The 21,571-nt window shown below is 65.3% G+C and carries 17 protein-coding genes; 11 read left to right on the forward strand and 6 right to left on the reverse strand.

The window, feature by feature from the left end; translation table 11 throughout:
- The first annotated feature begins 4 nt into the window (after positions 1-4).
- The 6 genes from nuoL to G0A00_RS01180 all read left to right on the forward strand — a co-directional run bounded on the left by nuoL (position 5) and on the right by G0A00_RS01180 (position 8,512).
- Positions 5-2,191: an NADH-quinone oxidoreductase subunit L gene (gene nuoL / locus G0A00_RS01155; RefSeq protein ID WP_164179066.1), complete on the forward strand. Its 2,187-nt coding sequence runs from the start codon at positions 5-7 to the stop codon at positions 2,189-2,191.
- Positions 2,191-3,741, forward strand: coding sequence for an NADH-quinone oxidoreductase subunit M (locus G0A00_RS01160; RefSeq protein ID WP_164179067.1), 1,551 nt, complete (start codon positions 2,191-2,193; stop codon positions 3,739-3,741). Before nuoL ends, G0A00_RS01160 begins: the two co-directional genes overlap by 1 nt.
- 11 nt (positions 3,742-3,752) lie before the next feature.
- Positions 3,753-5,195, forward strand: a complete 1,443-nt coding sequence (nuoN, locus tag G0A00_RS01165) for an NADH-quinone oxidoreductase subunit NuoN (protein WP_164179068.1) — start codon at positions 3,753-3,755, stop codon at positions 5,193-5,195.
- A gap of 115 nt (positions 5,196-5,310) precedes the next feature.
- Positions 5,311-6,054, forward strand: a complete 744-nt coding sequence (locus tag G0A00_RS01170; RefSeq protein ID WP_203595222.1) for a biotin--[acetyl-CoA-carboxylase] ligase — start codon at positions 5,311-5,313, stop codon at positions 6,052-6,054.
- An 11-nt stretch (positions 6,055-6,065) separates the two neighbouring features.
- Positions 6,066-6,848, forward strand: a complete 783-nt coding sequence (locus G0A00_RS01175) for a type III pantothenate kinase (RefSeq protein WP_066100798.1) — start codon at positions 6,066-6,068, stop codon at positions 6,846-6,848.
- Positions 6,845-8,512 (forward strand): ribonuclease J, encoded by a 1,668-nt coding sequence (locus tag G0A00_RS01180; RefSeq protein WP_164179070.1) that lies wholly within the window; start codon positions 6,845-6,847, stop codon positions 8,510-8,512. The genes G0A00_RS01175 and G0A00_RS01180 overlap by 4 nt, the downstream gene beginning before the upstream one ends.
- A 151-nt stretch (positions 8,513-8,663) precedes the next feature.
- On the opposite strand, the gene G0A00_RS01185 is transcribed toward G0A00_RS01180, so the two are convergent.
- Entirely contained in the window at positions 8,664-9,836 is a 1,173-nt protein-coding gene (locus G0A00_RS01185; protein WP_164179071.1) for a cytochrome P450, read from the reverse strand.
- A 16-nt stretch (positions 9,837-9,852) separates the two neighbouring features.
- On the opposite strand from G0A00_RS01185, the gene G0A00_RS01190 reads away from it, so the two are divergent.
- From G0A00_RS01190 to G0A00_RS01210, 5 genes are all read left to right on the forward strand, one after another.
- Complete coding sequence (locus G0A00_RS01190; RefSeq protein ID WP_235952893.1) at positions 9,853-11,652, forward strand: sensor histidine kinase; 1,800 nt, start codon at positions 9,853-9,855, stop codon at positions 11,650-11,652.
- Positions 11,649-12,872, forward strand: a complete 1,224-nt coding sequence (locus G0A00_RS01195; protein WP_066100785.1) for a sigma-54 dependent transcriptional regulator — start codon at positions 11,649-11,651, stop codon at positions 12,870-12,872. The genes G0A00_RS01190 and G0A00_RS01195 overlap by 4 nt, the downstream gene beginning before the upstream one ends.
- Before the next feature lie 302 nt (positions 12,873-13,174).
- Positions 13,175-14,179, forward strand: coding sequence for a TRAP transporter substrate-binding protein (locus tag G0A00_RS01200; RefSeq protein ID WP_203595224.1), 1,005 nt, complete (start codon positions 13,175-13,177; stop codon positions 14,177-14,179).
- 105 nt (positions 14,180-14,284) lie between these two features.
- Entirely contained in the window at positions 14,285-14,974 is a 690-nt protein-coding gene (locus tag G0A00_RS01205) for a TRAP transporter small permease (RefSeq protein ID WP_164179072.1), read from the forward strand.
- A gap of 5 nt (positions 14,975-14,979) precedes the next feature.
- The gene (locus G0A00_RS01210; RefSeq protein WP_164179073.1) at positions 14,980-16,356 is read left to right on the forward strand and encodes a TRAP transporter large permease; all 1,377 of its coding nucleotides are present in this window, start codon (positions 14,980-14,982) and stop codon (positions 16,354-16,356) included.
- Positions 16,357-16,526: 170 nt separating this feature from the next.
- On the opposite strand, the gene tpiA is transcribed toward G0A00_RS01210, so the two are convergent.
- The 5 genes from tpiA to G0A00_RS01235 form a co-directional block, all read right to left on the reverse strand.
- Positions 16,527-17,267 carry a triose-phosphate isomerase gene (gene tpiA / locus G0A00_RS01215; protein WP_164179074.1) on the reverse strand — a complete coding sequence of 247 codons (741 nt, stop codon included), beginning with the start codon at positions 17,265-17,267 and terminating at the stop codon, positions 16,527-16,529.
- 145 nt (positions 17,268-17,412) lie between these two features.
- Complete coding sequence (locus G0A00_RS01220; RefSeq protein ID WP_066100770.1) at positions 17,413-17,796, reverse strand: iron-sulfur cluster assembly accessory protein; 384 nt, start codon at positions 17,794-17,796, stop codon at positions 17,413-17,415.
- Positions 17,797-17,940: 144 nt separating this feature from the next.
- Entirely contained in the window at positions 17,941-19,602 is a 1,662-nt protein-coding gene (locus G0A00_RS01225) for a mechanosensitive ion channel family protein (protein WP_164179075.1), read from the reverse strand.
- A 146-nt stretch (positions 19,603-19,748) separates the two neighbouring features.
- Entirely contained in the window at positions 19,749-20,105 is a 357-nt protein-coding gene (locus G0A00_RS01230; RefSeq protein WP_066100759.1) for an SUF system Fe-S cluster assembly protein, read from the reverse strand.
- A gap of 80 nt (positions 20,106-20,185) precedes the next feature.
- Positions 20,186-21,169, reverse strand: a complete 984-nt coding sequence (locus tag G0A00_RS01235; RefSeq protein WP_164179076.1) for a LytTR family DNA-binding domain-containing protein — start codon at positions 21,167-21,169, stop codon at positions 20,186-20,188.
- Positions 21,170-21,571: the final 402 nt, after the last annotated feature.

A 21,571-nucleotide genomic window follows, 5' to 3' on the forward strand; every position in this document is an offset into this window, starting at 1 on the left:
GCCCATGGAGACGATTATTCTCTTTGCCCCGCTGCTCGGGGCCGTGCTGGCGGGGTTCGGCTGGCGCTTCATCGGCGAGAAGGGGGCCATGTGGGTCACCACCGGCCTGCTGTTTCTGGCCTGTCTGCTGTCGTGGATCGTGTTCCTCTTCCTCGGCGAGGCAGAAACCATTCCGCTGTTCCGCTTCATCGAAAGCGGCACGCTCAGCACCGAATGGGCGATCCGCTCGGACCGTCTGACGGCGATCATGCTGATCGTGGTCACCACGGTCTCGGCGCTCGTCCACCTCTACAGCTTCGGCTACATGGCGCATGACCCGCAGTTCAAGGAAGGCGAGAGCTACAAGCCGCGCTTCTTTGCCTACCTGTCGTTCTTCACCTTCGCGATGCTCGCGCTGGTGACCTCGGACAACCTCGTGCAGATGTTCTTCGGCTGGGAAGGCGTGGGCGTCGCGTCCTACTTGCTGATCGGGTTCTACTACAAGAAACCCTCGGCAGGGGCTGCTGCGATGAAGGCCTTCATCGTCAACCGCGTGGGCGACTTCGGCTTCCTGCTCGGCATTCTTGGTCTCTTCTTCCTCACCGACTCCATCCGCTTTGACGACATCTTCGCGGCAGCGCCGCAGCTGGCGGAAACGCAGCTGACCTTCCTCTGGACCGACTGGAACGCGGCGAACCTGCTGGCCTTCCTGCTGTTTGTCGGCGCCATGGGCAAATCGGCGCAGCTTTTGCTGCACACATGGCTGCCCGACGCGATGGAAGGCCCGACCCCGGTGTCGGCACTGATCCACGCCGCGACCATGGTGACCGCCGGTGTCTTCCTCGTCTGCCGCATGTCGCCGCTGATGGAATACGCGCCGGAAGCGATGGCCTTCGTCACCTTCCTCGGTGCCACCACCGCCTTCTTCGCGGCGACGGTCGGCCTCGTGCAGAACGACATCAAGCGCGTGATCGCCTATTCGACCTGTTCGCAGCTTGGCTACATGTTCGTGGCGGCGGGCGTCGGCGTCTACTCGGCGGCCATGTTCCACCTGCTGACCCACGCCTTCTTCAAGGCGATGCTGTTCCTCGGCGCTGGCTCGGTCATCCACGCGATGCACCACGAGCAGGACATGCGGAATTACGGCGGTCTGCGCGGCAAGATCCCCTACACCTTCTGGGCGATGATGATCGGCACGCTGGCGATCACCGGCGTTGGCATCCCGCTCACGCACATCGGCTTTGCCGGTTTCCTGTCGAAGGACGCGATCATCGAGAGCGCATGGGCAGGCACCGCGGGCGGCTACGCCTTCTGGATGCTGGTCATCGCGGCGCTGTTCACCTCGTTCTACTCGTGGCGCCTGATCTTCCTGACCTTCTATGGCCGTCCGCGCGGCGACAAGCACACGCATGAGCACGCGCATGAAAGCCCCAAGGTCATGACCATTCCGCTGGCGGTTCTCGCCGTGGGCGCGGTCTTTGCCGGGATGGTCTTCTACGGACCGTTCTTTGGCGACCATGAGAGGGTGAACCGCTTCTTCGGCATCCCGGCGCATCATGCGGAAGCCTCGGAAGAGGGGCATGGTGAGGCGGCAGGTGAAGCTGCGGGCGAAGAGCACGCGGCAACCGAAGCGCACGGCGAAGACACCGCCGTTGCCACCGAAGAGCATGGCACCGAGCCTGCCGAGGCTGCCGCCGCAGAGGGCCACGCCGAGGAGACCACCGCCGAAGAGACCACCCACGTCGCCACCGGCATGGCGCCCGAGGGTGCGATCTTCATGGGGCCGGACAACCACGTCATGGACGAGGCGCACCACGCGCCGGTCTGGGTCAAGGTCTCGCCGTTCTTCGCCATGCTGATCGGCTTTGGCGTCGCCTATCTCTTCTACATCGTGAACCCGGCGCTGCCGAAGCGGCTCGCAGAGAACCAGCGCCCGCTGTATCTCTTCCTGCTGAACAAGTGGTATTTCGACGAGATTTACGACTTCATCTTCGTGCGGCCAGCCAAGGCGATCGGGCGCTTCTTGTGGAAGCGGGGTGACGGCAACGTCATCGACGGCTCGATCAACGGCGTGGCGATGGGGATCATCCCCTTCTTCACCAAGCTCGCGGGCCGCGCCCAGTCCGGCTACATCTTCACCTACGCCTTCGCCATGGTGATCGGCATCGCCGTTCTGGTCACCTGGATGTCGATCCTCGGAGGGGCTCACTAATGGCCAACCTTCTTTCCATCGTCACCTTCCTGCCCGCGCTGGCGGCGCTGATCCTCGCGCTCTTCCTGCGCGGCGGCGACGCCGCGGCGGACCGGAACGCCAAATGGCTCGCGATGATCGCCACCTCGGCGACCTTCGTGATCTCGCTGTTCATCCTGTTCCAGTTCGACGCGTCGAACCCCGGCTTCCAGATGGTGGAGACCGGCAGCTGGATCATGGGCATGAGCTACAAGATGGGCGTCGACGGCATCTCGGTGCTGTTCGTGATGCTCACCACCTTCATGATGCCGCTGGTGATCCTCGCCTCGTGGGACGTGAAGGTGCGGGTCAAAGAGTATATGATCGCCTTCCTGCTGCTCGAGACGCTGATGCTCGGCGTGTTCATGGCGCTCGATCTGGTGCTCTTCTACCTGTTCTTCGAGGCCGGCCTGATCCCGATGTTCCTGATCATCGGCATCTGGGGCGGCAAGAACCGCATCTACGCCTCGTTCAAATTCTTCCTCTACACCTTCCTCGGCTCGGTGCTGATGCTGGTGGCGATCGTGGCGATGTATGCCGATGCGGGCACGCTGGATATCCCGACGCTGCTGACCCATGAGTTCTCGACCGCGGGCTTCTCGGTGCTGGGTATCCATATCGTCGGCGGTCTGCAGACAATGCTGTGGCTGGCCTTCTTCGCCTCCTTCGCGGTGAAGATGCCCATGTGGCCGGTGCACACATGGCTGCCCGACGCGCACGTGCAGGCGCCCACGGCGGGCTCTGTCGTGCTGGCGGCGATCCTGCTGAAGATGGGCGGCTACGGCTTCCTGCGCTTTTCGCTGCCGATGTTCCCGGTGGGCTCGGAAGTGCTGGCGCCGCTGGTGTTCTGGATGTCGGCCATCGCCATCGTCTACACCTCGCTGGTCGCGCTGGTGCAGGAGGACATGAAGAAGCTGATCGCCTATTCGTCGGTCGCTCACATGGGCTATGTGACGCTGGGCATCTTTGCCGCCAACCAGCAGGGCATTGATGGCGCGATCTTCCAGATGATCAGCCACGGCTTTGTGTCGGGCGCGCTCTTCCTCTGCGTCGGGGTGATCTACGACCGCATGCACACCCGCGAGATCGACGCCTACGGCGGCCTGGTGAACCGCATGCCCGCCTATGCGCTGATCTTCATGTTCTTCACCATCGCCAACGTCGGCCTGCCGGGCACCTCGGGCTTCATCGGCGAATTCCTGACCATGATGGGGATCTTCCAGGTCAACACCTGGGTGGCGCTGTTTGCCGCTTCTGGGGTGATCCTGTCGGCGTCCTACGCGCTGTGGCTCTACCGCCGCGTGGTGTTCGGCGATCTCATCAAGGAAAGCCTCAAGACCATTCAGGACATGACCCCGCGCGAGCGCTGGACCTTCGCGCCGCTGGTCGTCATGACCCTGTGGCTGGGAGTCTACCCGGCCGCCGCGCTGGACATCATCGGCCCGTCGGTCGAGGCGCTGGTCAACAATTATGATACGGCCGTGGCGGCCGCCGATCTCGGCGGCACCACCGTGGCCGAAGCGAACCACTGAGGGGACGGGGCATGATCTCGGCTGATCTGAACACAATCCTTCCGGAGATCCTGCTGGCGGTCTACGCCATGCTGGCGCTGGTCGGGGCGGTCTACACCGGCAAGGACAAGCTGGCCCCGGCGCTGGTCTGGGCCACCGCGGCGGTGATGGTGCTCCTCGCGCTGTGGATCGGCTCCACGGCGAGCGGCACGCGCCCGGCCTTCCACGGCATGTTCGTGGATGACGCCTTCTCGCGCTTCGCCAAAGTGGTGATCCTCGTCTCGGCGGCCTGCGTGCTGGTGATGGGCCTCGGCTTCATGCAAAAGCAGAAGCTGCTGCGCTTCGAATACCCGGTGCTGGTGGCGCTCTCGACCGTGGGCATGATGGTCATGGTCTCCTCGGGCGATTTGATGACGCTCTACATGGGGCTCGAACTGATGTCGCTCTCGCTCTACGTGGTTGCCTCGCTGCGCCGCGACAGCGAGATGTCCACCGAGGCGGGCCTGAAGTATTTCGTGCTGGGCGCGCTGTCGTCGGGCATGCTGCTCTACGGTGCCTCGCTGACCTACGGCTTTGCTGGCACCACGCTTTACTCGGGCATCATCAACGCCGCCTCCGAGGGGCATCTGTCGATCGGCCTGCTGATCGGCCTCGTGCTGATGATCTCGGGCTTTGCCTTCAAGGTCTCGGCGGTGCCCTTCCACATGTGGACCCCCGACGTCTATCAAGGCGCGCCGACGCCGGTCACCGCCTTCTTCGCCACCGCGCCGAAGGTTGCGGCCATGGCGCTTTTCGCCCGCGTCATGCATGACGCCTTCGGCGGCGCCGTGGCGGACTGGAGCCAGGTGGTCGCGCTGATCGCCGTGCTGTCGATGTTCCTCGGCTCCATCGCCGCCATCGGCCAGACCAACATCAAACGCCTGATGGCCTATTCCTCGATCGCCCATATGGGCTATGCGCTGATCGGCCTCGCCGCGGGCACCGAGGCGGGTGTCGAGGCGATGCTGATCTACATGGTGATCTATGTGACGATGAACGTCGGCACCTTTGCCTTCATCATGTCGATGAGCAAGGACGGCCAGCCGGTCGCCGATATCACCACGCTGGGGATGTACTCCAAGCGCGAGCCGGGCAAGGCGCTGGCCATGCTGGTGCTGCTGTTCAGCCTTGCCGGTGTGCCGCCGCTGCTGGGCTTCTTTGCCAAGCTGGGCGTCTGGCGCGCCGCCATCGCCGAAGACATGGTCTGGCTGGTGGTCGCCTCCGCCGTGGCCTCGGCCATCGGGGCCTTCTACTACCTGCGCATCGTTTTCTACATGTACTTTGGTGAAGACCGCGAGGATGCGCTGGACACCGGCGGCTCGCCGATCCTCTGGGGCTTCCTGATGGTCTCGGCGGTGATCATGGTGGCCGGGGTGGTGAACCTCTTCGGCATCGAGGGGCCTGCGGCCGCGGCGGCAGCCACCCTTGTCAACTGAGCCCCAACTCAGGTACGAGCCTTCGAGTGACGCGCCTCTGGCGCGTCGCTTTTTTTCCGCCCTTGGCGGAGTTGCCTCCGGCGGGAGTATTTTCGGAAAGATGAAAGGGCAGGGCATGTGGCCTGAAGGCTATGGGCGGCGCGTGCTGGACGAGGTGGACAGCACCAATGCCGAGGCGGTGCGGATCGTGCCCGCGCTCGAAGCGCCCGAATGGATCCTCGGGCTGCGGCAGAGCGCCGGGCGCGGGCGCCGGGGCCGCGCGTGGTCGATGCCCGAGGGCAATTTCGCCGCGACGCTGGTGCTGCCCGTGGCCGAGCCGCCGCAGGTGGTGGCCCTGCGCAGTTTCGTTGCTTCGCTGGCGCTCTATGAGGCCTTCGTGGCGGTGACCGGGCGTTCGGACGGGCTGGCGCTGAAATGGCCCAACGACGTGCTGATGAATGGCGGCAAAGTGGCGGGCATCCTGCTGGAAAGCCTTGGGCGGCACGGCAATTGCGACTGGCTGGCGATCGGCATCGGCGTCAACCTCGCCGCCGCGCCGGATGTGGGCGAGGTCGAGCCCGGCGCGCTGCGTCCGGTCTCGCTGCTGTCGGAAACCGGCGCGCGTGTGGGGCCCGAGGAGTTTCTGACCGCGCTCGCCGCCGCCTATGCGCGCGAGGAAACGCGGTTCCGCGGTTATGGGTTCGCCGGGCTGCGCGAGGCCTGGCTGCAGCGGGCGGCGCGGCTGGGATCGGTGATCACCGCGCGCACCGGCAGGCACGAATTCGTGGGCACGTTCGAAACGGTGGACGATGCCGGCAATCTTGTCCTAAGGACAGCCAGCGGCCGGCAGGCGATTGCCGCGGCAGACGTGTTTTTCTGAAGGAGCGGCGGATGCTTCTGGCCATCGATTGCGGCAATACCAACACCGTGTTCTCGATCTGGGACGGGGCGCGCTTCCTTGCGACCTGGCGCACCTCGACCGAGCACCAGCGCACCGCCGACCAATATTACGTCTGGCTCTCGACGCTGATGGCGTTTCAGAAGATCGAGGCCGAGATCACCGATGTGATCGTCTCCTCTACCGTGCCCCGCGTGGTGTTCAACCTGCGGGTTCTGGCGGATCGTTATTTCAACACCCGCGCGCTGGTGGTGGGCAAGCCCGATGTGGAGTTGCCCGTCGAGGTGCGCGTGGATCTGGGCACCAATGTGGGCCCCGACCGTCTGGTGAACACCGTGGCGGGCTTTGACCTTTACGGCGGCGATCTCATCGTCGTCGACTTCGGCACCGCAACCACCTTCGACGTGGTGGCGCAGGACGGGGCCTATGAGGGCGGGGTGATTGCGCCCGGCGTGAACCTCAGCCTCGAGGCGCTGCATCAGGCCGCCGCCGCGCTGCCGCATGTGGACATCACCAAGCCACAGCGCGTGGTGGGAACCAATACCGTCGCCTGCATGCAGTCAGGCGTGTTCTGGGGCTATGTGGGCCTCGTGAGAGAAATCTGCGCGCGCATCAAGGCGGAACGAGACCGCCCGATGCGCGTCATATCGACCGGCGGGCTGGCGCCGCTTTTCCAGCAGGCTGAAGACCTCTTCGACGACTGGCGGGAAGATTTGACCATGCATGGTCTCACCGTCATCCATACGTACAATCTTGGCAGGAGCCAAAGCACATGAGCAGTGAACGCATCATCTACCTCCCTCTGGGGGGCGCCGGCGAGATCGGCATGAACGCCTATGTCTACGGATACGGCAAACCGGGCGAGGAACGGCTGATCCTCGTCGACATCGGCGTCGCCTTTCCCGACATGGACACGACCCCCGGCGTCGACATCATCTTCGCCGACATCACCTGGCTGAAAGAGAACCGCGAGCGGCTGGAAGCGGTGTTCATCACCCACGCCCACGAGGACCACGTGGGCGCCATCGGCCACTGTTTCGAAGACCTCGGCGTGCCGGTCTACGCCCGCGCCTTCACCGCCAATATCGCCCGCGGCAAGCTGGCGGAATACGGCCATTCGCCCGAGACGGTCACCACCGTGTCGCCCTGGCCCGAAACCACCAAGGCGGGGCCCTTCACCGTCGGCTTCCTGCCGATCTCGCATTCGATCCCCGAAAGCTCGGGTCTGGTGATCGACACCCCCGGCGGGCGGCTCATCCACACCGGCGACTTCAAGCTCGACAGCGATCCGGTGGTGGGCGAAGCCTTTGATCCGACGCTCTGGGGCGAGGTCGCCTCGAAAGGGGTGAAGGCGCTGATTTGCGACTCGACCAACGTCTTCTCGCCCAACCCCGGGCGCAGCGAGATCACCGTCGGCCCCGAGATCGAGACGCTGATCTCCAGCGCGCCGCAGATGGTTGTGGCCACCACCTTCGCGTCGAACGTGGCGCGGGTGAAGACGCTGGCCGAGGCCGGTGAGCGGGCCGGGCGCTCGATTTGCCTGCTGGGCCGCGCCATGCGGCGGATGATCGAGGCGGCGATCGAGACCGGCGTGGTGACGTCCTTCCCGAAAGTGATCTCGCCCGAGGACGCGACGCAGATCCCGCGTGAGAATGTCATGCTGATCGTCACCGGCTCGCAGGGCGAGCGCCGGGCAGCCTCGGCGCAGCTGGCGCGCGGCAAATACAATGGCATCGAGCTGAAAGAGGGCGATCTGTTCCTCTTCTCGTCGAAGACCATTCCGGGCAACGAGAAGGGCGTGATCCACATCATGAACTCGCTGTCCGAGAAGGGCGTCGACATCGTCGATGACAACGGCGGCAAGTATCACGTCTCGGGCCACGCCAACCGCCCCGATCTGGAGCGGATGCAGGACATCGTGAACCCGCAGATCGTCGTGCCGATGCACGGCGAGCACCGCCACCTGCGCGAGCACATGAAGCTGGCCGAGGGGCTGGGCCGCGCCGGGGTTCTGGCGATCAACGGCACGATGGTGGATCTGTCGGGCAATCAGCCCACCGTGGCGGGCTATGTGGAGACGGGCCGCACCTATCTCGACGGCTCGGTGCAGATCGGCGCGATGGACGGCATCGTGCGCGACCGTATCCGCATGGCGCTCAATGGCCATGTGGTGGTGACGGTGATCCTCGACGAGGAAGACGAGCCGCTGGGCGAGCCGTGGTGCGAGCTGAAGGGCCTGCCCGAGATCGGCCGTTCGAACGCGCCGCTGGTGGACATCCTCGAAGAGGATCTGGCGCAGTTCCTTGGCCGCGCCGGAGAGAAGACGCTGACCGATGACGACAAGCTCGAGGAAGGCATGCGCCGCATCGTGCGCAACTCGGCGGTCAATGAGATTGGCAAGAAGCCCGAGGTGACGGTGGTGATCAGCCGCCTGTCGTAAGGCTTTCCGCCGGACGGACAAAAGGCGCGTCGCGAAAGCGGCGCGCCTTTTCGTTTGTGGGACGAAGGGCCGCGCCCGAGCCTCGGGTGGGCGCCAGCCCGCCGGGACGGGCAGGCGCTCGCCCGGCGGCTTCGCCTTGATTCCGGGCGGGTCAGCGCGTGACCCGCAGCGTCTCGAGCCCGTGGAAATGGTAGAGGTCGGCGTATTTCGGCAGTCCTGCCAGCTCGATTCCCGAAAGCCGGTCAAAGAGGATCGGCAGAGCGGTCACCAGTTCCAGCCGCGCGAGCGGCGCGCCGACGCAGAAATGCAGCCCGCCGCCAAAGCTGGTGCTCGTCACCACCGCGCGCGAGGGATCGAAGCGCGCGGGCTCGGCCCAGACCGCAGGATCGCGGTTCGCCGCGCCCAGCAGCAAGGCCACCTGATCGCCGCGCTGGAAGCTGTGGCCATAGGCCTCGACCTCTTCATAGGCGAAACGGGTGAACATATGCAGCGGCGGGTCGAAGCGCAGCACCTCCTCGACCACCGGCGCGGCGTTTTCTTCGGTGATCGCCACGCCCTCTTCGAGCAGCGTCTTGATGCCGTTGCCCATGGTGTGGACCGTCGCCTCATGCCCGGCGTTGAGCAGCAGGATGCAGGTGGTGATCAGCTCGTCGGTCGAGAGCTTCTCGCCATCCTCCTCGGCGGCGATCAGATGCGACAGCAGATCGTCCCCCGGTGCCTTGCGCCGCTCGTCCACATAGCCGCGCAGGAAGTCCGAGAACTCGGTGGCGGCGCTGGCGGCGGCAAGCTCCATCGCCATGTCGCGCCGGGCCTGATACATGCCGACCATATCCGCCGACCAGCGCAGCAGTTGCGGCGCCATTTCCTCGGGCACGCCCAGCAGCCGCGCGATGACGATCACCGGGATCGGCTGGCAGAAGGCGGGCAGCAGGTCGACCTCACCCTCGGGCATCTCGTCGATCAGCCGGTGCGCCAGTTCGGCAACCTCGGGCCCCAGCGCCTTGATCCGGCGCGAGGTGAAAGCGCGCAGCACCAGCCCGCGCAGGCGGGTGTGGCGCGGCGGCTCAAGCTCGAGCATGGAATGCGCCTCGACCGCGTAGAAGGGCGCCTGATGCGCGGGAATGTCGCGCGCCATCTCGGGCGGCACCTCGCGGCCAAAGCGGCGGTCCTTCAACAGCGCCGAGACCGCGCGATGCGACACCGCGCAGGGCATTGCATAGTCGTCCCAATAGGCGAGATCACCCGCGGCGCGCATCTCGTCGTAGAACGGGTAGGGGTCCTGCACGAAGGCGGGATCGGTCGGGGATCGGGAAAAGCGTCTCATGGCGCAAGCCTAGGCCATGGCCACGCTTTCTTGGCAAGAGCGCTGTTGCTATGAGGGAGCGATGAACTGGAGCCTGCTGACCCGGAGCCGCGCCGCATGGCTGGTGCTGACGCTCGCCTTCGTGGCCGCGCTGTCGGGCGCGGTCTGGCATTATGGCTATCTGCAGGCGCTGGGGCCGCTGGCGGCGCGCGGGCAGAGCGATCTGGAACTGGCCTCGGACCGTCTGGTCAGCCAGTTGCAGCGGTTCCGCGAGTTTGCCGTGCTCACCGTGCGCCACCCGGCGCTCGAGGCGCTGCACGAAGGCGGTTCGCGCGGCACTGCCGAAGCGATGCTGCTCGGCGCCGCCGACCGGACCGGCGCGGTCAGCGCCTTTTACATGGATGCTTCGGGCGAGCTTCTGGCCTCTTCGGGCGGGCCGCTGCCGGGTGATGTGCCGCGCAGCAGCTATTTCCGCCGCGCGCTCACCGGCGCGCTTGGCGTCGCCCATGGCGAGGGCCCGGGCGAGGCGGAGCGGGTGTTCTACTACGCCGCGCCCAGCTTTGCGCCCGCAGGCGAGGTGCGCGGCGTGCTGGTGGTGGTGGTCGATGCGGCGGTGCTCGAACGCGATTGGCGCGGCTCGCTTCCGGCGGTGTTCTTCCTTGATGAAAGCGGCACGGTGTTTGTCACCAACCGCACCGAGCTTTTGGGATGGCGGCGCGAAGGGGACGGGATGCTCTCGCCCTCGGGGCGTCACTATGTCACCGAAACGATCCAGCACGGCAGCCACGAGATCGTGGCGCAGAACTGGTCGTCCTATATTCCCGCCCGCGCCCTGCGCCGCACCGCCGATCTGCCGGTGATCAATATGACCGGCGTGCTGATGATCGACGTACGCCCGGCGCGGCGCTACGCGCTGCTGCAATCGGCGGCGGTCGGGGCGGGGGCGCTGTTCTTTCTTGCGCTGCTGTGGTTCGCGGTGGAGCGGCGGCAGGCGCTGGCGGCGATCAACCTTGCGCTCGAGCAGCGTGTTTCGGAACGGACGCGCGATCTCGAAGAGGCCAACCTTGCGCTGCGCCGCGAGGTGGTCGAGCGGCAGGAGGCCGAGGCGGCGCTCAAGCGTACGCAGGCCGAACTGGTGCAGGCGTCCAAGCTTTCGGCGCTTGGCAAGATGAGCGCGGGGATCAGCCATGAGCTCAACCAGCCGCTGATGGCGATCCGCTCGTTCGCCGAGAACGGCGCGGCCTTCCTCGACCGGGGCAAGCCCGAGCGCGCCGCCGAGAACCTCGGGCGGATCAGTGACATGGCCGGTCGCATGGGCCGGATCATCAAGAACCTGCGCGCCTTCGCCAAGGCCGAGCCGGGGCCCGCGCATCGGGTCGGGCTGGCCTCTGTGGTGGAGCAGGCGCTGGAGCTTATGCAGCGCCGCATCGACAGCACCGGCACCAAAGTGGACTGGCAGCGCCCCGCGCGCCCGGCCATCGTCATGGGCGGCGAGGTACGGCTGAGCCAAGTGGTGGTGAACCTCATCTCCAATGCGCTCGACGCCATGCAAGGCGGGCCGGACCGCAGGCTGCACCTACGGATCAGCCATGACGATGCGGCGGGTCTGGTGCGGCTGACGGTGCGCGACAGCGGGCCGGGAATTGCCGAGCCGGACCGCATCTTCGATCCCTTCTATTCGACCAAGGAGGTCGGCCCCGAAGAGGGCATGGGGCTGGGGCTTTCGATCTCTTATGGGATCGTCGAAGGCTTTGGCGGCAAACTGCGCGGCACCAACCTGCCGGGCGGCGGGGCGGAATTCACGCTCGATCTGAGACAGGCAGAGGAACTGGCATGACACGGCGCGTATTGCTTGTGGATGATGATGCGGCGGTGCGCGAGGCGCTCGGCCAGACGCTGGAGCTGGCCGATCTGGATGCGGTGACGGCGGGCAGTTTTGTCGAGTGCAAGGAGCTGATCGAGCCGGGGTTCGAAGGGGTGATCGTCTCGGACATCCGCATGCCGGGGCGCGACGGGTTTCACCTGCTCGACTATGCCCACCGGCAGGATCCCGAGCTGCCGGTGATCCTGCTGACCGGCGAGGGCGACATCCCGATGGCGGTGCGCGCGATGGCGGCGGGGGCCTTTGATTTTCTGGAGAAACCCTGCGCGCCCGCCGATTTGACGGCTGTGGTCGAACGCGCGCTGCGCACCCGCGCGCTGGTGCTCGAGAACCGCCGTCTGAAGGCGGAGCTGGAGACCGGCGACGCTGCGGCGCGGCTGCTCTTTGGCACCTCGCGCAAGGCCGACGCGCTGCGGGCGCGCTGCCGAGTGGCGGCGCGTGCCGGGACGGACGTGCTGGTCACCGGCGCGCCCGGCTCGGGCATCTCGAAGGTGGCCGAGGTGGTGCATCTCTGCTCGCCCCGCGCCAAAGGGCCGTTCGAGAAACGCTCGGCGGCGGGGCTCAGCCGCGACGCGCTGAACGAGCTTTGGCCCAGTTGCGCGGGCGGCAGCCTGTTTCTCGATGAGATTGGCCAGCTTCCCAAGGACAGCCAGTTGGCGCTGATCGACCGGCTCGACGAAGGCGGCGCGCGGCTGATCGCGGGCTCGGTGGATGATCTTGCGGCCAAAGTCGCGGAGGGGGCGCTTTCGGCGGAACTGTTTTACCGCCTTGAGGTCATGCAGATCCAGATCCCGGCGCTGGCCGAGCGCCCCGATGATATCCCCGTGCTGTTCCGCCACTATGTCGCGCAGGCCGCCGAGCAGGCGGGGCTGCAACCGCCCGAGATCACCGACGAGATCACCAATGGGCTGATCGCCCGCGACTGGCCGGGCAACACCCGCGCGCTGATGTCGGCGGCGATGCGCTTTGCCTTGGGGCTGGCCGAAAGCGGCGATGAAGGCGAGGGGCTGGGGCTGGCCGAACGCATGGCGCAGGTCGAGCGCTCGCTGCTCATTGAGGCGCTCAAGCGCACGGGCGGGCAGGCCAGCGCCGCGGCTCAGGCGCTGAAGCTGCCGCGCAAGACCTTCTACGACAAGCTCGCCAAATACGGCATCCGCGCCGAGGAGTTTCGCTGACTGCGGAGCACTTTGGCGACGAGTCGCGAAACTGCGTCAATAATGAGCGCTTGGAAAACTGTGCGGATTTCCGCACAGGTGCAAAATTCAGCGTGTGGGATTTCACACATCGCAGAGCCGTGTATGCTTGTGAAACCCGGCGTGATGTCACTTAATGCATTGAAAATTAATGAATACGAAGAATTTTTGACGTGCTCTGCACAAATTCTTGCGCGGATTTCTGCCGGGCTGTCTTCTCGTCTTCGGAGGGCCCGCGCTGAGGAGCAGGCGGGCGCCAGGAACGGACCATCCGGGAGGATAACATGAAAAAGTTTCTGATGACCGCAGCGGCGGTGAGCGCACTCGTGTCCGGCACGCAGGCTGCAACGGCGGCCTGTGACGACGGCGAGATCGTGGTCAAGTTCAGCCATGTGACCAACACCGACAAGCACCCCAAGGGCATCGCGGCGCAGCTCTTCGCCGACCGCGTGAACGAAGAGATGGACGGCAAGGCCTGTGTCGAGGTCTTCCCGAACTCCACGCTCTACAACGACGATCAGGTGCTCGAGGCGATGCTGAACGGCGACGTTCAGATGGCCGCGCCCTCGCTGTCGAAGTTCGAACAGTTCACCAAAGTGTTCCGCATTTTCGACCTGCCGTTCATGTTCAAGAACATGGAAGCCGTGGACGCGTTCCAGAACAGCGAAATCGGCCAGGACATGAAAGAGGTCATGGTGCGCCGCGGCCTGCTGGGCCTCGGGTTCTGGCACAATGGCATGAAGCAGCTTTCGGCCAACAAGCCGCTGATCGAGCCGGCTGATGCCAAGGGCCTGAAGTTCCGCGTGCAGCCGTCGGAAGTGCTGAAGGCGCAGTTCGCCGCGCTCGACGCCTCGCCGCAGCCGATGGCCTTCTCGGAGGTTTACGGCGCGCTGCAGACCGGCGTTGTCGACGGTCAGGAAAACACCTGGTCGAACATCTACGGCCAGAAGTTCTTTGAAGTGCAGGACGGCACCACCGAAACCAACCACGGCGTGCTCGACTATATGGTCGTGACCTCCGCCGACTGGTGGGACAGCCTGCCCGAGGACGTGCGCGAGCAGATGGGCACCATCCTCGACGAGGTGACCGCCGAGCGTAACGCGGCCATCGCCGAAGTGGACGCCGACAACCGTCAGGCGGTGCTGGATGCGGGCGGCGAGATCCGCGAGCTGAGCCCCGAAGAGCGCGCCGCATGGCTCGACGTGATGAAGCCCGTCTGGGACCAGTTCACCGATGACGTCGGCCAGGAAAACATCGACGCCGCGCAGGAGTTCAACGCGCAGTTCTGATCTGGCGCCGTTGCGTTCGGCCCGGTCCTGCGCAGCGCGGGGCCGGGCCTTTTCACACCCGAACCTTCATCTTGGGGCAACCCATCCGGCATAGCGGGGGACAGGATGTCCAACATCACCCACGGCGGCTCGCCACTCGGCCGCTTCGTCAACGAGCTGGAGGAATCGGCGATTGCGCTGATCCTCGGGCTGATGACCATCATCACCTTCATCAACGTGGTCCTGCGCTACGGGTTCAACACCGGCCTGATCTGGGGCCTCGAAGCGGTCACCTTCCTGTTTGCCTGGCTGGTGCTCTTCGGCGTGAGCTACGCGGTGAAGGTCACCGCGCATCTCGGCGTCGATGCGGTCACCAGCCTGCTGCCCACGCCGCTGCGCCGCACTTTCGCGATCATCGCCGCGTTGCTCTGCATCTTCTACGCCTTCCTGCTGTTCAAGGGCGCGTGGGACTATTGGGCCAATTTCGCCAACCTGCCGCAGACCACCGGGCGCTGGTTCCCCACCGGCTTTGAAGAGATGAAACGCACCTCCTACCGCTCGTGGTACGAGGTGGTCGACATCCCGATGCCCGAGTGGCTGCGCTTCATCGAGCCGATGATCAATGAGGGCGAGCACTACGAAAAGCTGCCCCGCTTCATCCCCTATTTCATGCTGCCCTTCGGCATGGCGCTGCTGCTCTTCCGCTTCGTCCAGGCCGGGGTCCGTATCTGGACCGGAAAGCAGGACAGCCTGATCGTCAGTCACGAGGCCGAAGACGCCATCGATGACGTTGCCCATATGAACCGCGAGGACTGAGTCCGATGGAAGTATTTCTCCTTTTCATCTGCATCATCGGACTGATGCTGATCGGCCTGCCCATCGCGGTGTCGCTGGGCCTGTCGTCGATCATCTTCCTGCTGGCGCTGTCGGACACCTCGCTGGCCTCTGTGGCGCAGTCGATGTTCCAGGCCATGGCCGGGCACTATACGCTGCTGGCCATTCCCTTCTTCATCCTCGCCTCGTCGTTCATGTCGACGGGCGGCGTGGCGCGGCGGATCATCCGCTTCTCGATCTCGCTGGTCGGCCATTTCCACGGCGGCCTCGCCATTGCGGGCGTCTTCGCCTGTATGCTCTTCGCGGCGCTCTCGGGCTCGTCGCCCGCGACCGTGGTGGCCATCGGCTCGATCGTCATCGCCGGCATGCGGCAGGTGGGCTACACCAAGGATTTCGCGGCGGGTGTCATCGCCAACGCGGGCACCCTTGGCATCCTTATCCCGCCGTCGATCGTGATGGTGGTCTATGCCTCGGCCACGGATGTGTCGGTGGGGCGGATGTTCCTTGCCGGTGTGATCCCGGGCCTTCTGGCGGGCACCATGCTGATGATCACCATCTACGCCATCGCCCGCATCCGCGGCCTGCCGAAGGGCGAATGGATGGGCTGGGGTGAGGCGATCCGCTCGGGCCGCGAGGCGGCATGGGGTCTCTTCCTCATCGTCATCATCCTCGGCGGCATCTACGGCGGTATCTTCACCCCGACCGAGGCCGCAGCCGTGGCCGCCGTCTACGCCTTCTTCATCGCCAACTTCGTCTATCGTGACATGGGGCCGCTGGCGGGCAAGGACGGGGCGCCGAACCTGCCGCTGATCAAGAAGCCGATCGCGCTGGTCACCGTCTTCTTCCACCGCGACACCCGCGACACGCTCTTCGAGGCGGGCAAGCTGACGATCACGCTGATGTTCATCATCGCCAACGCGCTGATCCTCAAGCACGTGCTGACCGACGAGCAAATCCCGCAGCAGATCGCCGCGGCGATGCTCGACGCGGGCTTCGGGCCGGTGATCTTCCTGGTGATCGTCAACGTGATCCTGCTGATCGGCGGCCAGTTCATGGAGCCCTCGGGCCTGCTGGTGATCGTCGCGCCGCTGGTCTTCCCGATCGCCATCGAACTCGGTATCGATCCGATCCACCTCGGCATCATCATGGTGGTCAACATGGAGATCGGCATGATCACCCCGCCGGTCGGCCTCAACCTCTTCGTCACCTCGGGCGTTGCGGGCATGCCGATGATGCGGGTGGTGAAGGCGGCGCTGCCCTTCCTCGCGGTGCTCTTTGTCTTCCTGATCATGGTGACCTACATCCCGTGGCTGTCCACTTGGCTGCCCACGACCTTCATGGGCCCCGAGATCATCACCAACTGATCCGCCTGCGGCTCAGCGACAAACGAAAGCGCGGCGCCCTCATCTGGGGCGCCGCGTTTGCGTTTAGGGCAGGACCGCCTCCGGCGGGCGTATTTATCAAAGAGAAGAAGCAGGGGACGGTGCGCCACCCCCTGCTTCTTCTCTTTTCAAATACGCACTGTTGCGCCGGTTCAGCTGGCGCCAAGCGCCTCGATGATCGGCACGAAATCATCCGCCTTGAGGCTGGCGCCGCCGACCAGCGCGCCGTCGACATTGGACACGGCGAAGATCTCGGCGGCATTGCCGGGCTTCACCGAACCGCCGTAGAGCAGGCGGACCGAGCGGCCCACGCCTTCGCCGAAGCGCTTTTCCAGGCGCGCGCGCATGAAATCATGCACCTCGCCGATCTGATCGGTGGTCGGGACTTTGCCGGTGCCAATCGCCCAGATCGGCTCATAGGCGACCACGAGGTTGTGGCCGGTGGCGCCGTCGGGGATCGAGCCCGCCAGCTGCCCGCCGATGATGTCGAGCGTGTTCGCCGCCTCGCGCTCGGCGAGGCTCTCGCCGACGCAGACCACGGCGGTCAGCCCGGCGTCCCATGCGGCGCGGGTCTTGGCGCGGATCTCGTCGTCACGTTCGTCGTGGTCGGTGCGGCGCTCGGAGTGGCCGAGGATCACATAGCTCGCGCCCGCATCCTTCAGCATCGGGGCGGAGATGTCGCCGGTATGGGCGCCCGACTCGCTGGCGTGGCAATCCTGCCCGCCGATCGCGATGTCGCCCTTCAGCGCAGCGGCCTGCGCCAGCAGCGTGGCGGGCGGGCAGATCAGCACCTCGGTGTCGCCACTGGCGGCGGGGGCCATCGCCACGATCTGCTCGAGGGCGGCGGCCAGCCCGTTCATCTTCCAGTTTCCGGCGGCAAGTTTCCTGCGCATGGTCGCTCCTATCTTCGCAATTCGCGGGTATCATCGCGGCGCAGACCGTGGCGTCAAGCTCGGTTGCGCAATCAATGATCTAGGGGACTTACATAGGGCGCGCCCGCGCGAAGGGGAGCCATATAGACGCAGGTCGCTGCGCCGCTTATTCGGCGGCGCGGCGCTCGGCTTCGAGCTCTTCGACGTCTTTGAATTTGATCGATTCGCCGCAGCCACAGGCATCGGTGACATTGGGGTTGTTGAACTTGAATCCCGCTTCCAGCAGCGAGGTCTGGTAATCGATCTCGGTGCCGAAGAGGAACATCTGCGCCATCGGGGCGATCAGCACCCGCGCGCCGTCCTGCTCGACCACTTCGTCATTGGCCTCGGCGGTGTCGACGAACTCCATGGTGTATTCCATGCCCGCGCAGCCACCTTTTTTCACGCCGATGCGCAGACCGGCGCGACCGTCGCGTTCCATCAGCTTGCGCACCTGCGTCACCGCGGCCGGGGTGATGGTGACTGCCTGTTTTCCGGGAATGCCGAACATCCGCGTCTCCTGTGAGCTTTGAGCGTTGAATCTAAGGCTCTTGAGCGGGGGAAACAAGGGGAGGGCGCGCGCAGCGCCGCGCGCTTCGGTGCATCCACGCGCAACCCGGCCTGCGCATCTGCGGCCTGCGCAAGCGGGCGCGGCTCAGGCGGCCTGCGCCGCGGCGGCATCGGGGAAGATCGCCTCGGCCTCGGCGTCGAGGTCCCGCGCGGCGGCGAGGAGTTTTTCGCGAACCTCGCACTCCAGCGACCACGCGATATTGGGATCGGGGCAGGGCACGAGGAACAGCGCCTCCTGTCCGAAGACATCGTGTTTGGCCACATAGACCCCGCGCGACTCGGGGCGGTCGGCGATCATCTCCATACCATCGAGAATCTCTTCGTAGCGCTGGCGCAGCGCTTCGATATTGGCTTTGTGCGAGAGCCGCAGCGTCACTTCGCGGATCAAGAAATGCTCCTGCATGGTCCAGTTCTCAAAAGGCTCTGCGACGAAATCGACCACGGGCACCACCAGACGCTGCCCGGTCCAGACGCGCAGCTGCACATAGGTGAAATGGATGCGCTCGACCGAGCAGAGATAGCCGCGGAACAGAACCTTGTCGCCGATCCGCGCCGATTGGTTCAGCGCGATCTGCAGCGAGGCCATGATGTTGGTCAGCACATTGCGCCCGGCGTAGGCGAGGATGATCGTCGCCGTACCCGCCGAGGCCAGCAGCGAGATGCCGAGCGAGCGCATCACGCTGGCCTCGCTGATCACGATGCCCGCGCCAACCAAGACGACGATGACGATCAGCGCGCGCCGCGCGGCAGAGATTCTTGTGGCGATGTTGCGGCGCTGCTCTTGCCCGTCGCCCATCTGCGACAGCTCGTCACCGTCGAATTTCACCAGCCGGTTGAGCACCACATCGGCGAAATTGATCACCAGCCAAAGCACCGCGACGACAAAGCCGAGGATGATCAGCGGCGACAGCACCGTGTCGATTCGCCCCGAGAAGACGACCACCTTGCTGGTCATCAGCGACAAGCAGAGCGTCATCAGGGCCAGCGTCAGCGGCCCGCGCAGGGCCACCAGCATCGAATAGGGCGCGTCGCGATGGGTGCGGTTCATCCCGCGCGACATCAGCTGATTGGCCACGACACCGATGGCGGTGGTCAGCAGCAGCACCAGCGGCAGGCCGATCACCTCCCACCAGCGCAGCCCCCAGACCGCGCGTTCGCGCAGCGGGTCGGGCAGGGATTTCTCAAGCTCTGTCGGGCCATAGGCCTCGGCCAGCGCGGGCAGCGCCTGTACGGTCTGGCGCGAGACCAGCCAGACCGGCTCACCCGTCGCGCCCTTCACCCGGTTGATGCGGATCGGCACGGGGCGGTCGCCAAGCTTGACGTACCACAGCAAGAGCGAGCGGCGCGGCTCGCCCGCCATCGGCGCATCCTTGGTCCTTGCATCCACGCCGTCGGGCCGGTCGCGCAGATCGTACCAGTTGATCATGATCTTGCGATCCATGAGCGTCGAGAACTGCTCGGCGCGCTCGGGCCCCACTTCCGCCTGCTTGCCCGGCTCGATCGAGCCAAGGTCCAACATATGGGCCGCGCCCTCCCAATCTTCGGCGTCGGCGCGGAAGAGGAAGCTTTCGAGGCTAGAGCGCGGGGTGCTGCGGTCGATGTTTTGCGGCGGGCTGCCGAGACCGGGATTGACCAGATCGACCTCGTACCAAGTGCCGGGATTAGACTCCTGCGCCCGACCCGATCCGGGCAGGGCGACAGACAGCGCGATCAGGGCGCAGGCGAAGAACTGGATCAATCGAAGCATCACCGCTTAACCGCCCAAACTGCAGGAGGTTCCGCCTCAACCTGTGTCAGCGGGGCGCGGGCACGAAAAAGGGCGCCGCAGGGGCGCCCGGTTTCGTCGTACATGTCTCATAGTACATGGTGGCAGGTTAAGGCGGCAGGCCGCGCTTACATGAAGCCCAGTTCAAGCCGCGCTTCGTCGGACATCATGTCCATGCCCCACGGCGGATCGAAGACCATGTCCACATCCACATCCTTGACGCCGGGCACCGAGGCGACGGCATCCTGAACCCAGCCCGGCATCTCGCCCGCCACCGGACAGCCTGGTGCGGTGAGCGTCATGGTGACCTTCACCTCGCCGCCCTCGGCGATGTCGATCGTGTAGATCAGGCCCAGATCGTAGATGTTCACCGGGATCTCGGGGTCGAACACCGTGCGACAGGCCTCGACGACCGAATCGTAAAGCGGATGGTCAGTGCTGGAGGGCGCGATCAGCGGGGCGCCTTCGAGCGGTGCGTCGGTCATGGCGGGTCCTTCCTCGGGGTTCCTGAGCGAAGATATAGGAAAAGCGGGCGCCGGGGTAAAGAGTAGGCGGCGCTGCGACGTCACGCCGCTTGGCGTGGGCGCCCGTGCAGCCAGCGCTCCACATCTGCCATGCGTCCGCGCGCCACCGGCACCAGCGTGCCATCCGTCAGCCGCAGGACAGGTTTTCCGTCCTGCCGCTCCAACTGGCATAGCGCATGCGCCGCCACCCACCAAGAGCGATGCGGCTGCAGCCCCTCCTCAAGGCGGGTTTGCGCCACGATGTCCGAAAGCCGTGCCCGCTGGCTGAGCGTTCCGCCGCTATGGCGTGCAAGCACATGATGTTGCCGCGCTTCAAGGCAGATCAGATCGTCCAAGGCCACGGGCTGCGATCCGATCAGCAGGATGCGGCTGGCGGTGGCCGTTTCAGAGGGCGTTGTGACCGCAGGCGAGACCGGGTCGACCTGCCCAGATTCTGCCAGCGCATCGCCCCCGGCGAGGTCCAAGGGCAGCGGGCGCGTGTCGCTTTGCGCGTGCCATGTGGCGACCGAGGCCTCGGGGCCCGCGTCCCAAGTGACGACGAATCTCAGGAAGATCGTCTCGAGCATGACCACGGTGATCCAAAGATACGCCAGCCGATCGGCCAGAAACGGCCCCACGGAAACGCCGGTGAACGCCTCCACCCCGACGTCGAGCAGCGCAAGCGTCGGCACAAGCGCCAGCAGCGAGATCAGTGGCTCATAGACCGGCAGGCGGGGGAGGAGCCGCCGCAGCGCCGCCGCCGCAAGCATCAGCGAGACCTGCGCCGCAAGGTAGCAGCACATGCCCAGCATCCATCCCAGCAGGTAGGCGGGAAAGGACAATTCGCCCCCAAGCCCCACCGGATCAGAGGCAACAAGGGCCACCAGAACGATCGACAGATATCGCCACGTCCGCCGCTGGCCGTAATGCAGCAGATGCCCCGCGACCGTGTAGCTCTGCCGCTGCCACACGATATCGCGCAGGTCCAATTCTTCGAAAAGCACTGCGCCAAACCCGCGCGATCTGTTGTAGATATCCGTAATCATTGCCTTTTCGTGCCCAATCTCTCGCGGGTGCACAAGAGGATTGGGCGATGTCTTCAGCGGTTATGCTGCGCTGTGCCTGTCGCTGTGGCAGATCCTGCGCAAGCCGCGCTTTCAGCTGTGCAATTCTGAAAAATGTCTTTTTGTGGGCAAAACTTGTGGTACGATTGGCGCTAGTTGGCGTCATCGCCACGCGGCCACGTCGGAAGGGCACTTGCCGAACGGCACATGGGCGCGCAGCCAGAGGTCAGCACGGACGAGGGGAATCTGGGAATCTTCCCAACTGGGGGATTTCAGCGTGTCGGCGCGACGGCTGCCGGGCACACATGGGGCATTTGCCGAGACGGGGACATTTACCAAGACGGAATGATCGCGACGCCGCAGCGCGGGGACCTCCGTTTGGAG

This window comes from Salipiger sp. PrR002 (assembly GCF_010500775.1).
Lineage (GTDB): Bacteria > Pseudomonadota > Alphaproteobacteria > Rhodobacterales > Rhodobacteraceae > Salipiger.

What these genes read in the sequence shown, in the direction of transcription:
- G0A00_RS01185 (WP_164179071.1), bottom strand. Translation starts at nt 9,836, where the DNA reads ATGAGACGCTTTTCCCGATCCCCGACCGATCCCGCCTTCGTGCAGGAC.
- G0A00_RS01195 (WP_066100785.1), top strand. Translation starts at nt 11,649, where the DNA reads ATGACACGGCGCGTATTGCTTGTGGATGATGATGCGGCGGTGCGCGAG.
- G0A00_RS01170 (WP_203595222.1), top strand. Translation starts at nt 5,311, where the DNA reads ATGTGGCCTGAAGGCTATGGGCGGCGCGTGCTGGACGAGGTGGACAGC.
- G0A00_RS01205 (WP_164179072.1), top strand. Translation starts at nt 14,285, where the DNA reads ATGTCCAACATCACCCACGGCGGCTCGCCACTCGGCCGCTTCGTCAAC.
- G0A00_RS01160 (WP_164179067.1), top strand. Translation starts at nt 2,191, where the DNA reads ATGGCCAACCTTCTTTCCATCGTCACCTTCCTGCCCGCGCTGGCGGCG.
- G0A00_RS01225 (WP_164179075.1), bottom strand. Translation starts at nt 19,602, where the DNA reads ATGCTTCGATTGATCCAGTTCTTCGCCTGCGCCCTGATCGCGCTGTCT.
- G0A00_RS01235 (WP_164179076.1), bottom strand. Translation starts at nt 21,169, where the DNA reads ATGATTACGGATATCTACAACAGATCGCGCGGGTTTGGCGCAGTGCTT.
- G0A00_RS01210 (WP_164179073.1), top strand. Translation starts at nt 14,980, where the DNA reads ATGGAAGTATTTCTCCTTTTCATCTGCATCATCGGACTGATGCTGATC.
- G0A00_RS01190 (WP_235952893.1), top strand. Translation starts at nt 9,853, where the DNA reads ATGGCCACGCTTTCTTGGCAAGAGCGCTGTTGCTATGAGGGAGCGATG.
- tpiA (WP_164179074.1), bottom strand. Translation starts at nt 17,267, where the DNA reads ATGCGCAGGAAACTTGCCGCCGGAAACTGGAAGATGAACGGGCTGGCC.
- G0A00_RS01230 (WP_066100759.1), bottom strand. Translation starts at nt 20,105, where the DNA reads ATGACCGACGCACCGCTCGAAGGCGCCCCGCTGATCGCGCCCTCCAGC.
- G0A00_RS01180 (WP_164179070.1), top strand. Translation starts at nt 6,845, where the DNA reads ATGAGCAGTGAACGCATCATCTACCTCCCTCTGGGGGGCGCCGGCGAG.
- G0A00_RS01175 (WP_066100798.1), top strand. Translation starts at nt 6,066, where the DNA reads ATGCTTCTGGCCATCGATTGCGGCAATACCAACACCGTGTTCTCGATC.
- G0A00_RS01200 (WP_203595224.1), top strand. Translation starts at nt 13,175, where the DNA reads ATGAAAAAGTTTCTGATGACCGCAGCGGCGGTGAGCGCACTCGTGTCC.
- nuoN (WP_164179068.1), top strand. Translation starts at nt 3,753, where the DNA reads ATGATCTCGGCTGATCTGAACACAATCCTTCCGGAGATCCTGCTGGCG.
- G0A00_RS01220 (WP_066100770.1), bottom strand. Translation starts at nt 17,796, where the DNA reads ATGTTCGGCATTCCCGGAAAACAGGCAGTCACCATCACCCCGGCCGCG.
- nuoL (WP_164179066.1), top strand. Translation starts at nt 5, where the DNA reads ATGGAGACGATTATTCTCTTTGCCCCGCTGCTCGGGGCCGTGCTGGCG.